Source organism: Snuella lapsa (assembly GCF_039539345.1).
Classification (GTDB): domain Bacteria; phylum Bacteroidota; class Bacteroidia; order Flavobacteriales; family Flavobacteriaceae; genus Snuella; species Snuella lapsa.
The window spans coordinates 22,066-34,586 of record NZ_BAABCY010000032.1; the positions used below are offsets into that span (position 1 = coordinate 22,066).

Here is a 12,521-nt window from a genome sequence, read left to right on the forward strand (position 1 = left end):
TTTCTTTTTTTTAAAATGATGTATTTATACCTATATGAAACGACTTTAGTGTAGGGTATGCATCCAATTCTATACCGGCATTCCCTAGGGGACTACCTGGAAGCTCTGGCGTAAACCCAGAAAATTCCTTAAAAATTATTGGATTTTTAGCCGTAGCATATATCCTTACACTAGAAAAGAACGAGGATATGCTATCTGGTAAAGTATAACCAAGTGTTATATTATTTATCCTAAAAAAGTCTGCTGACTCTAAATAATAGTCTGAGGATAATGGCACTTCATTAAACGCTATAGGGGTAGTATTACTTGGTCTTCCAGAAGTCCAACGGTTATTAAATACCGATTGCTCAATGTTTTCATTACTAAAACGTTGTGCTTTTTTACCATTATATACTTTCGCCCCCAAACTGGTGTAAGTATCTACCGTAAAATCGAAGTTATTATATTCTATTCCAAAATTAAACCCTAAGGTATATTTTGGTAAAAACGAACCCATAAATTTTCTATCATCTTCATCAATCAGTCCATTATTATTTACATCATCATAAACAAACTCGCCTTTATCATCTATACCTATAACATCATATAAATAGAAACTTCCCAACGGATATCCTTCTCTTACCCTTTTTGTATATTGACCATTGTTTATACCTCCGCCTATTGATTCATTAAAAAAAATACTCTTTACTTCTGCTAATTCATTTTCGTTATAAGCAAAGTTTACTCCAAAACTATAATTGAATTTTTCACCAATTTTATCTTTCCAATTTAATGATGCCTCTACCCCCTTGTTTAAAACACTTCCAATATGGTCATCAAAACCGCCTAAGCCAAAAACATCAGGAAGCGCTACAGGTACAATGGCATCTGGCGTTTCTTTACGATAAAAATCTACTTCTCCGCTTAACTTATAATCAAACAAAGTAAATTCTGCACCAATATTATACTCTTCTGTAGTTTCCCATGTTAAATCTGGTGATATTGTTGATGCTATTGTTGTTCCTTGTTGTAACGCTTGATTAGGTCCGAAGGCATAAAACCCACCACTACCTGTTGTTTGTACAATTTGTTGTAATGGTACATTTTGGTTTCCTACTTCACCATAACTGGCTCTTAATTTTAAAATATCAAACGCACTATTTTTCATAAAGTTCTCTTCGGTAACAACCCAACCTACACTTACTGCAAAAAAATCGCCTATCCTGTTCCCTTCTTGAAATTTACTAGAGCCATCTCTCCTATACGAACCACTTACTAAGTATTTGTTTTTATAATCGTAACTAGCCCTAGCAAAGTAAGAGTACAGTCTATCTTTAACGCCTAACGAACCACTGGCTGCTTGCCTGTCATCTACATCACCCGCATTTAATATATAATTAAGGTTAGCATCTAATGGCACATTAACCCTGTAACCAGTTAAAGATTCACCTCTGCTTTCCTGTGCACTTGCACCGAAAGTTGCTTTTATAGTATGTGCTTCCTGAAATGTTTTATTAAAGGTTACATAATTATCTATAAACCAATTATAATGATTGGTATGCGTAACCGAAGCCGCCGTTCTTTCCCTATCCGGATTTTCTCTAAAATAATCTGCCTCAGTATTTGCAGGGTTACCTGCTAAAAACGAGCCTAGTATATCCGTAAAACTATAGAATCTACCATACTCAGACTCTATTGAAAACTGAGAAGTAAAAGTTAACGGTTCAATAATCTTGTAGTCAAGCTTAAGAGAGCCTTGTACTTTAAAAAAGCGTTGTTTCTCATTTTGAAAAAACAAGTCTTTTACTGGGTTCCCTACGTTATTGAATGCTGCTGCCGACCCAAAACGCCCTTGCTCATCATACACAGGAACAATAGGCGCCTGCTTATAAGCTGTTGTAAAAGCTCCATAGATTTTAGGTGTTACGTTTGCTAATTGGATGCTGGCAGTTTGGGAAAGGCTTAACTTTTCAGAAATTTCGTAATCTATATTACTACGAAGTGTAAAACGCCTAAAATCATTACCCTTCAGTATACCTTCTTCATCATTTAACCCAGCACTAAAAAAGGCTTTTATTTTTTCAGAACCGCCTGAAAGCGATAGGTTGTAGTTAGACACTCTTCCTAAACGGGTAATTTCATCCAGCCAATTGGTATCGTACAATTGGTTTGTTGGAAAAAAACTACCGGTGTCGTTATCATTATTGGGGTCATCATCCCTTCTTAAATCTCTTAACCTACCCTCATTACTGTAAATAACATACTCTGAGGCATTTGCCATTTTTACCCTACTTAAAACATCCCTAACTCCTGTATAAGCATCAAAGGATATTTGCATTTTACCCTCCTTTCCTCTTTTGGTTGTAATGATAATCACCCCATTGGCTCCTCTATTACCATAAATGGCTTTAGCAGCAGCATCTTTCAATACGCTCATAGTTTGAATATCGGACGTATTCAAATTATTGATGTTTCCTGTAAGAATACCGTCTACCACATATAAGGGGTCACTACTACCACCCACTGTGCCTAAACCCCTTATAATAATAGTTGATGCCTGCCCAGGCGCATCTGATGCTATTACCTGTACCCCAGCTGCTTTACCTTGCAATGCTTGGGTAGCATTTAATATAGGCTCCTTTGCCAAATCTGCTCCTTTTACTGAGCTTACCGAACTGGTTAAGACTGCTTTCTTTTGGGTTCCGTACCCCACAACTACTACTTCGTCTAATTGATTTAGGTCTTCTTGTAATATAACTGTATAATTCACAGAAGAAGTTACTGTTACTTCCTGAGTTATATACCCCAAATAACTTACAACTAACACATCGTTAGTACTAGCTTGTAAAGAAAAAACACCATCAAAATCGGTTTGCGAACCAGTTGTTGTGCCTTTTATTAAAACCGAAGCTCCAGGTAGAGGCACCTTGTTAACATCTGTAACCGTCCCTTTAATAATTTGTTGTGCCCATATGCTTTGCATTAAAAAGTAACAACATAGTGTTAAAAATCTAATCTTCATAAGTTTAATTTTAGTTTTAGTTTAATTGCTCTTCGTAACAAGAACTCATTTTTCTTTGGTTAAAATTAGGTTAAGAAATAATTAAAATCTATGATGAAGTTCCAACTAAAAACACAAATTATCACAAACTATTGATTATAAGATACTTACATTCGTGTGTTTAGATGAAAAAAATCACTTTGATGTAGTAATGATGTAGTAGATTGATGTTAACATAGAACATCTTTATGTTAAAATAGTTAAATAAATGTGCAATTATTCTCTATAAACGGTGCCTTTTTATTATTCTATACTATCCATAAGAGATTCAAACCCGTGTTTAAGTTAATATAACCTAAAATTTACACTTGTAATCTATTTTCTACATCAACAATTTCTCTTTATGTTAAACTTTTATATTACAAACTCATCAAACTATACACAAAATACTTACAACCAAAAAGTTATAAACTCATCAAAATTTGATGAGCCAAAAAAGTGCTAATAACTCCTTATTGTTTAAGAATTTTACACCACGTAATAATTACAAAGTTCAAGCTTGAAAATTTTTAACATTTAACCCAAATTACATTACAATGAAAAAACAATTAAAATTATTAGTACTAATACTTGTACTTTTAAGCACAGACTTAATTAGCTCCCAAATTATCTACGAAGATTTTGGTAATAACAACGCTAAATTAAATTGGACTGCCGTGGATGGTTCTTATAATTTAGAAAATAACCCAACAGATGGAAGCCAAAAGGTTGGTGCATACACAAAATCTACCAATCACCCTTACAGTTTATTTAAAGCTGATGTTCCTAATGGAATTGACCTTAGTGAATCCAATCAATTTAGAATTAGAATATATAGTGGACATAAGCACCCGTTTATTTTAAAATTAAATGGTCCTTCTGGTGCTATTGAAAAAACCGTTCATATTGAAAAGATTAATACGTGGCAGACTTATACTATCGATTTTTCACAATGGGCCAGTTTACAAGGATTAAATTCAATTGAGCTATTCTTTGACCCATCATCAAACAGAGGCGAAAAATATTATTTTGATGATATTATAAGTTATACTAGTGAAGAATTAAGAACGATTAAAGAAGTCCACCCTAATGATAGACAAGGCGAGCTAATTGATAACTTTGAGTTATCGTTTAAACCATGGACAGCCAACGGAGGAACTTTAACAAAAGTATCCAATCCCAACATAACAATACCTAATACCAGTGCTAACTGTGGTAAATTTTCAAAAACACAAGGACAGCCTTATACTTGGATTTCATATGATATTTCATCAATTGATTTTAAAGGAAATAATGAATTAAACTTAAAGGTCTTTTTAAAAGACAGACCGCATACGCCGTCAGAACACAATGCCAAATTAATAGTAAAACTTGAAGGTGCACCTTCTGGAATTACACAAATAGAGCGAAGAACAGAAATTCGGGGCTATAATCAATGGCATAGCTACGCTTTTGATTTTAGCAATGTAAACCTAAATGATTTTACACATTTAAACATATTTTTTGGAGCTGGAGATGGCACTTATGGAGGCTCTTACTATTTTGACGATGTTTTGGTTGCACCCACTAGAACATATGAAGAAGATAATACACGTACTTTAAACCAATTGCGGGAAGCTGCTTATGAGGTTTTTAAATTATCTCGTGCTGAAAACGGCATGTATCTTGATAAGAAAAATATTTTAAACAATCACGATGCTCATGCTGGTTCTACAGCTGCTGTTGGTATGGGTTTAATAGCCTTATGTATAGGTCATGATAATGGTTGGGAGCCGGACGCCGTTACAAAGGTAATTAAAACACTACAAACGGTAGCTGGCTATACGCCTGGTTTTAAGTTAAGTAGAAACACAACAGGGTTTGCAAGTCATTTTTTTGATATGCATACTGGGGAAAAAGCGAGAGGATCAGAATACAGTGTTATAGACACAGCCATTTTAATGTCGGGGGCTTTGTTTGCTAAAGAATATTTTTCAGAACTCGAACACGGTGCACCCGTTATAGCCACACCAGAACAAAGAGATGAAATCGCTAAATTAATATTAGATCTTTGGAATACTACAAAATGGGAAGATGTTATTTCAAACCATAGTTTAAGCGAATTATTCCTGGAGTTTGATGCTGAAGGTAAAGGTAAAGGAGGTAGTCAAGCTTTTAGTGAATACATGATTGCTGCAGATATGGCCAATAGAACTGGTGACTCAACTGGAACTTTATTTTGGAATACTTATTATAAAAATTCGACAAATTTAAGGAAAGCTCCGTTTACTTATATTGCACCAAACGGAACAACAACAATAACACAGACCCTTGCTTTTGATTTAAAACATATCCACTCCAGTTTTTTAACCCAATTTGCAAATTATCTGGTTTACGGTTTTAATAACAACCCTGACTTAAATCCGTATTTAAAGAATGCTAAAATTGCAGACAAAAATTGGTGGAAATCTATTTCTGAAAGTGGATATAGCAACCCAATACCAAGACAACTTTACGAATGGGGTTGTGGTGCTGGGGAGTCTAATACAGGATATGGATATCATGCCGACAAGGTTGACAGCCAAGGTGAGGAACAAAATTGGTCCAAAATTGTTTCCCCACATATCATAGCTGGTTTTTTACCTGCCGATGAAAATAAAGAGATTGAAAACGATCTTCTAAATTTATATAAGTCTGGAAGAGGATTATATAAATTACCTAACGCAAAAAAAAGCGAAGTTCTATGGCGCTACAGTAAGGAAGAAATTAATTGGCGCCCTGAAGTTATTCAATTAGTAGACTTTTCCACTATGTTATTCGGGCTACAGCATTTAAAAGACCTTACATTCTTTAAAAAATATACTAACTTTAGCAATATGAGTTACAGTTTTTCAAGTTTAGTTTGTGAAAAGTACCTTCCTTGGGATAAAAATTACACTTATGTGGAAAATAACTTAGTTAATTATACTAAAGCCAATGGTTCTTCAGAAGTTTACATTTCATTAGGCAAGAGTACCAATAAAGATCCTGAAAACAACCTTTCATTATGGAAATCTGTTGGTTCTTGTTCGTCAGAACTTAAATTAAATTGCATAGATTATAAAGAGCATGGTACCGAAGGCAGCACAGGTGATTACCCCAGAGATTATATAGTAAAAGTAAAAAAAGAAACTTCTCCCGGATCTGGTATTTGGGATTGGGAGCTTTACCAAGCTAAATGGATTATTTCTAAAAGCGCAACTGATAGTTACAATGTTCCAAATAAAAATGCCCAAAATGCATGGCGTTTTCTAGGAAATTGCAAACTTACCACGACTACCACGACTACCACGACGGCTGCAACCCAAAAAGCAACAGCTTCTAAAACCTTAACCACTAATACTGTTGATACTATCAACCCAGATGTTATTATATCGCCAAACCCGGTTGACAATTACTTATCGGTAACTGTTAAAGGTAATTATGCAATTTCTAATATTTCTGTATATGACCTGAACGGAAGGGTGCTTCTAACTTCTAAATCAAGCAAGGTTAATGTTTCTAGTCTTTCTAATGGTATGTATATTTTAAAATTACAAACCAGCGATGGCAAAGAAACCAGCTCTAAGTTCATAAAAAAGTAATAAAGAATAATTTATTAAAATATTTAAAACACCGTTTAACTTAATTGTTAAACGGTGTTTTATCATATATACTTTTCAAAATACACTTATATGGTCTTACACTAAAACGTAATTAAAAAATTTGCAAGACTGTTACCTGCATCTAAATTAATTTTTTTTCTCAAGCGGTATCTATGAATCTCTATACCTCTTGTTGTTATACCCATTAATGGCGCAATTTCTTTAGAAGACAACCCCGTTTTAATATACGCACAAAGCTTTAAATCTTTTGAGGTTAAACTAGGAAATGATGCAGCCAACCTCGTAAAAAAATCATGGTGCAACTCATTAAAATTAGCTTCAAAAGTTTTCCAATCATTTTCTATATCAACTTTATTTTTAGATAAGTTGATTAGTCTTTTTGTTCGTGATTTATTTGGAGACATATCTAAAAGCCTACCAAGCTCATTTCCTAATAGCGTAATTGTTTCATTTTTCTTAATAATGGTTTTTGTAGAATTGGTGAGCTCATTCTTTTTATTAAATATTTCTTTTTCCAAATTTTGTTTCTCTATTTCTTGAATTCTCTTTTGATTTTCTCTTATGTATGCTCTTTCCTTTTTTATTTGTTCTCTCCTTATTTTTACTGTATTGATTTTATGACCTATATAAAGCACACCCAATATAAAAATGAAATATATTAGCTTCATAATATTTGATAGGTACCATGGTGACAAAACACTAAATTTCAGCTCTTTATTAAAACCCTTTAAATTGTTTGCATAGGGATTATTTAAATGCAAAGTATAATCACCATAAGGTAGGTTTTGTAATATCAACTTACCTTCTTTAATTATACCCGTTTCATCTATCCTTCCTGATAGAGCGTAGTTTAAATCTACACCATAATTGTTGGGTAAATACGATTCAACAGTTAAAGTTCTTGCCTCATTAAATGGAATCTTTATATTAGAGCTGCTTTCTAATGGAACCTTTTTATTTTTTGTGTAAATTTTATCAATTACTGGAGATTTCAACCTACTAGTCTTATTCTTAGGATTATTAATATCAAATAGCATAAAGCCATCGTTGAGGTTCATTATCCTTAAAGAATCATTTTTATATATAACCTTTTCATACTTGGAAACAAGTCTTTTTTTAACACTGGTTGTATTGATATTTGTTTGTTCTTCAAAACTATTATTAACGAATGTTAAGGTGTTATTATTTCTATCATTAACCCAAACTCCCATCTCTTCTTTTCCAACTATAACTTTGTTTTGATATTTCTCTAACTTATCAAATACCCCTATACTATCTTTTTCTTTAAAATATTTAAACCAATTCCCTGAATTATATAATAAAATGTTATTTTCTATATTATAAACATTGGTTTGATATTGCTTAAATTTTTGATTGTCTCCATAAGGTGTAATTTTTAAAACCTTTTTATAATCGTTATCTAACAAAATTCTATAAACACCTTTGTAGGGATGAGTAACCCATATAATTTCATCAGATTCAAATGCTATGTTATTTACTAAAAAAGGAACTTCTTCTATTTCATGAGAATACCATCTATCTTTCTCTTTTCTTAAAAGATTTATACCATAATAAGTTCCTTGTAAAAACCAATTTTCTTTTTCTGGGATTTCCACACTACAGTAAACACCTCTATCTGATAATCTTTTTGACCAAATATCGTCTTCAACTAAAAAGCTTCCTTCGTTATGTCCAACTAATATTTGATCATTTAAAACCTTTAAATCCCAAACCTGTCCCTCAGAATCATTTATTAAAATTAACTCTCCAGTTTCAGAAAGCCTATAAACTCCTGTATTGCTTCCTAAATAATAGGAATTTTCAAAAAAGGTAACATCATATACCGTACCCAAGGTCCCCGTAAAATCTTTAAAAAATGTAAAGGGTGACTCCAGGTCAATCTTAGTCAACCCGTTATCTAGCGCCACCCATAGGTTTTCTTCTTTTAAAGTCAACCCCAAAACAGTATTATTTATTAAACCATAATTTTTATTTACATGTCGAATATTATTAGTTCTAAAATTATAAATTGTAATACCATCTTTAATGGACCCAAATGCCAAATTACTTTCATCAGCAAAAACAACCTTATTAAGAACATTCTTACCTAAATATAAGTTTACTTTTTGAGGGAGAGGTATTAGTTTTTCCGAATCATATACGAACCCTCCTTGCTTAGAATCGTATAAAAATAATAAACTTTGATAGCTTGATATATTATAAGCTAGACTTGAATCATAAGACAATCTGTTAGGCATTTGATAGGGTTCTAATTTGTCCTTATTTAGCCTTTCTAAACCTCTATAAGAGTTTGTTACCAATAAATCATTCTGAAAAACGGAAACATCATAAGTCCCAAAACTATTTTCAATATAGGAAATACGATCTCCATCGTACACATAAAGACCTCTAGCAAAGGATTTAAATATTATTTTATTTTTATAGCTAACTATTTGCCAAAATTGTTCATTATCTATTTTGTGATCAGATGTAAAATATTGATTTAATGAGGTGTAATAATAATCTCCAAAGTCATCTTTTTTCCAAAATCCAAACTCTTCATAAGACCCTGTGTAAATTCTATCCGATACACACAAAACTGATCTTATTATGGTTTTATTTGGTAATTCATATAACTGCCATGATTGTCCATTATATCTTAACAGTCCTTTATTATTGGCTATAAAAACAACGCCGTTTTCATCTACATCTATATCCCAATTCTGGTTATCTGCATCATAGTTTTCTATGGTGTAATTTTTTATATCGGGTGTAAACGTCTGAGCCTGTATAAGAATAAGATTGCATAAAAATATTACTATTACAAAAATGTACTTCATTACATATTAAAGAGTTGATTAAAATATTCCCTAAGTTCTAAATTTAAATTAAGAAATAACATACTTGAACTTTACTCAACAAATTTAATTTTTTGTTTCTATGCTACCTAATCTTTAACTCTTAACTCTTTATTTACATAAATCACTATTTAACCTGACAACAATTATAGTTTGAACATGAAAAAACTGAATTAAATCACATCTCTATCCCACCCAAACCAAAACTCTTTTCAACACCCCTTTTGAGCTTCATAAATGCCTTGAACGCCAGCTGTGCCTGATTGGTGGAAATGTGCACTCTTGATTTGTGCAACAGTCTAAAGGTTACCCTTTTCTCTGGTAGGAAGACCTGTTTTATAGTTTTCCTCTTTGTGCGGTTCGGAATTGGTTATATACATACTTATGAATTTTTAATAGAACGCTTATACTTCTCCATTTCTTCCTCGGTAAGTTCCAGCTTTAAATAGGGCTTTCCAAATGGACTCTTGATCTCTTTCACTTTGCTTAGCACATAGCTAAATTCTGCTTTAAGCTGTGCCATTTTTTCTTCCAAACGTTCGTATCTGATCTTAGGTACGGTGGTCTCTTCCATCAGTTTCTTCTCTCCTGCTTCAACGTGCTCAAATTTCTTTTCTATGTATTCCAAATGATCTCCCAGGTAATCGTCGTCATCTTCATGCTCCAACTGCTGCTCAAATAAGGATTGTAACATGGCAACGGTTGGCAGAGTCTGATTTTGTTCTATACTCTTTATAATAGCTATAGCATTGTTTATCCGTTTTTTGATGCGTATTTCTATAGATCTTAGATTGCCATCTATGGAATCCGTTGGGGACAGTTCATGGATCTCAAAAAAATCCAACATGGCCAATAACCCCATGGACTGGGATTTTGAAATATCCCTGCAATAGGCCCTAAACTTTTTGGCCACCGAAGATTTGATTTTCAAGCCTTCAAACTGTTCTTTTTCGTATCCTTTATCCATTTTTTCATAAAAAATCAACGGTTTTACTGGGCTGAGCGGATTTTTTCATAAAAAACCACTTTTGTCCTTTTTGCAAAAATTATACAAACCCTTATAAACAGGGGCTTTACGCAGTAAATGAGATTTGTAGCGGTGCACCAGCGCGCTACCCTCTTGCTTTTCCTTTTCGTTCGCCCCAGCGAACAAAAATCCGAACCACATGATTGTACCAATCAGTGGCATTGTATTTTAACCAGAATTGATATGTATGGTCAAAGGGAAGTCAAATCAATCCCGATAGCCATCGGGAGGAACAACCATACTAATCCTATTCAAGGGGCTTGTTTAAATATACCATCCTTTTAACAAAAATGAAAATGAAATTCGGTATCAAATGAATACAATTAAACTCAATGGAAATTAAAATGTCAACATTTGAGATTCAAGACGTCAGATTTGATGGAACCAACCAATAAAAAAGACCCTTTTTCAAGAGCCTTTCGACAGAATATTTCAACGATTTTATGGAAACCGTTCCTTAGAATATTCAAACTTGAAAATCCACAGATCAATTATCAAATGGAAGGATCTGTCCGAAACTCTTGGATGGGCACTTTCTTGGTTTTGTGATTTTCTGGCCGGAATCTCCAGCACTCTTTTAACTCTAGTTTCCATAATGTAAAATTTTTAATTATCAATTATTTTACCGGAGCACCAGTTCCCCAAAAAATTTCATCTCAAAAGGAAACGGAATAAAAAGTGAGCGTGCGAACGGCTTTATGCCGTAGTCTTTTGAAGGGAATATTTTTTAGGGACTATCTTGCGGTCAAATGATGGTAATGCCACCCCTGGCACTCCCATTCTTGGTAAATGGTCAAGTCCCGAATTGATTTTTAAGGGTTCGATCCTCTTAAAAATCAAACCGCCAAAAAAAGACCCTGAGTAACGCAAGGGTCTGATTTTTGAATTTTATTGATTAAACTTTAAATACGAAATCGTAGTTGTACAGGTTTCGAATGGCTTCCTCTTCCAAAAGGCTTTGGTAATTTTTATAGTGTTCCCTTGCATAGTTTCTCAATTGTTTCCCAAACCGCTTTTCTACATCTTTTTTGGACATCGACAGCAACCGTTGTTGGGTCTCGTCGTCGAGATTGTTATAATTCAAATGTATCATGGCTTCATATTTTAGGTCACAACAATCCGTTATCGGCAAAACTGTAGTACGCTCCATTGGGTACAATAATCAAATGGTCCAAAACATTAACATCAAAAAATTTGGCTGCACCCTGTATTTTTTCCGTCAGCTTCTTATCGGCTTCACTTGGCAACAACTTTCCCGAAGGGTGGTTATGGCATAAAATTATATTTATACTGAGGGTCTTGATGATGACCGCAAACAGGATGCGCATATCAACCAACGTTCCCGTTAGGCTGCCCGTGGACAGTTGGTACACACCCTTAACCTTATTGGCGTTGTTCAGCAATAATACCTTAAAGGTTTCCTGAAAGCCTATGTTATTAATGTTCCAACCGTCAAACAACAGTTTTGCTGCCTCTTCCGAACTTTTAACGGATTGCGATTCCAAGGTTCGTATTTTCTCTTTGTAGCTTATGCTTATTTCGTTAACTTTACTGCTCATTGTTCTAGATTTTAAAGTGAATAATGAAAAGAGGGTGTCACCTTTCCACAGATTCACCCTCTTTATACTTTTTAATTGCCGTTCAACAATAGGATTTCGGATACTACCACCTCGGTAACGTAACGTTTTACGCCCTCTTTGTCCTCATAGGAACGGGAGGTCAGTTTGCCCTCTACAGCAATTTCCTTGCCTTTGGCAACATACTTTTCAATGATGTCGGCAGTCTTGCCCCAGGCGATAATGGTATGCCAATTGGTATCTGTCTGCCTTTCACCTTTGTTGTTCTTGTAGCTTTCATTGGTTGCCAATGACAGTCGAGCGACTTTTCTGCCGTTTTCAAGGTTTGTAATGGTAGGCTCTATACCTACGTTTCCGATTAACTGTACTTTGTTTTTTAATGTACTCATGATAAAAGATTTTTAAATGTCCACTTTT

The 12,521-nt window shown here is 33.8% G+C and carries 8 protein-coding genes; 1 reads left to right on the forward strand and 7 read right to left on the reverse strand.

Annotated elements, in window-relative coordinates; genetic code table 11:
- Positions 1–10: 10 nt before the first annotated feature.
- Positions 11–3,001, reverse strand: a complete 2,991-nt coding sequence (locus ABD792_RS05080) for a SusC/RagA family TonB-linked outer membrane protein (RefSeq protein WP_345004739.1) — start codon at positions 2,999–3,001, stop codon at positions 11–13.
- Positions 3,002–3,576: 575 nt separating this feature from the next.
- Between ABD792_RS05080 and ABD792_RS05085 the strand changes: the two genes are divergently transcribed.
- On the forward strand, positions 3,577–6,621 hold the full coding sequence (locus ABD792_RS05085) for a T9SS type A sorting domain-containing protein (protein ID WP_345004740.1): 3,045 nt from the start codon (positions 3,577–3,579) through the stop codon (positions 6,619–6,621).
- 101 nt (positions 6,622–6,722) lie between these two features.
- Here ABD792_RS05085 and ABD792_RS05090 read toward each other — a convergent pair whose 3' ends face one another.
- The 6 genes from ABD792_RS05090 to ABD792_RS05115 form a co-directional block, all read right to left on the reverse strand.
- Positions 6,723–9,482 carry a LuxR C-terminal-related transcriptional regulator gene (locus ABD792_RS05090; protein WP_345004741.1) on the reverse strand — a complete coding sequence of 920 codons (2,760 nt, stop codon included), beginning with the start codon at positions 9,480–9,482 and terminating at the stop codon, positions 6,723–6,725.
- Between the two features lie 400 nt (positions 9,483–9,882).
- Positions 9,883–10,467, reverse strand: coding sequence for a BfmA/BtgA family mobilization protein (locus ABD792_RS05095; RefSeq protein WP_345004742.1), 585 nt, complete (start codon positions 10,465–10,467; stop codon positions 9,883–9,885).
- Between the two features lie 501 nt (positions 10,468–10,968).
- Positions 10,969–11,121, reverse strand: a complete 153-nt coding sequence (locus ABD792_RS05100) for a hypothetical protein (protein WP_199115976.1) — start codon at positions 11,119–11,121, stop codon at positions 10,969–10,971.
- 301 nt (positions 11,122–11,422) lie between these two features.
- The gene (locus ABD792_RS05105) at positions 11,423–11,620 is read right to left on the reverse strand and encodes a hypothetical protein (RefSeq protein WP_345004743.1); all 198 of its coding nucleotides are present in this window, start codon (positions 11,618–11,620) and stop codon (positions 11,423–11,425) included.
- 16 nt (positions 11,621–11,636) lie between these two features.
- A complete protein-coding gene (locus ABD792_RS05110; protein WP_345004745.1) occupies positions 11,637–12,086 on the reverse strand; it encodes a JAB domain-containing protein in 450 nt (149 codons plus the stop codon).
- 71 nt (positions 12,087–12,157) lie between these two features.
- Positions 12,158–12,493, reverse strand: a complete 336-nt coding sequence (locus tag ABD792_RS05115) for a single-stranded DNA-binding protein (protein WP_345004747.1) — start codon at positions 12,491–12,493, stop codon at positions 12,158–12,160.
- Positions 12,494–12,521: the final 28 nt, after the last annotated feature.

Coding starts and splice junctions, on each gene's coding strand:
- ABD792_RS05095 (WP_345004742.1), bottom strand. CDS start 10,467: ATGGATAAAGGATACGAAAAAGAACAGTTTGAAGGCTTGAAAATCAAA.
- ABD792_RS05110 (WP_345004745.1), bottom strand. CDS start 12,086: ATGAGCAGTAAAGTTAACGAAATAAGCATAAGCTACAAAGAGAAAATA.
- ABD792_RS05080 (WP_345004739.1), bottom strand. CDS start 3,001: ATGAAGATTAGATTTTTAACACTATGTTGTTACTTTTTAATGCAAAGC.
- ABD792_RS05100 (WP_199115976.1), bottom strand. CDS start 11,121: ATGGAAACTAGAGTTAAAAGAGTGCTGGAGATTCCGGCCAGAAAATCA.
- ABD792_RS05085 (WP_345004740.1), top strand. CDS start 3,577: ATGAAAAAACAATTAAAATTATTAGTACTAATACTTGTACTTTTAAGC.
- ABD792_RS05090 (WP_345004741.1), bottom strand. CDS start 9,482: ATGAAGTACATTTTTGTAATAGTAATATTTTTATGCAATCTTATTCTT.
- ABD792_RS05105 (WP_345004743.1), bottom strand. CDS start 11,620: ATGATACATTTGAATTATAACAATCTCGACGACGAGACCCAACAACGG.
- ABD792_RS05115 (WP_345004747.1), bottom strand. CDS start 12,493: ATGAGTACATTAAAAAACAAAGTACAGTTAATCGGAAACGTAGGTATA.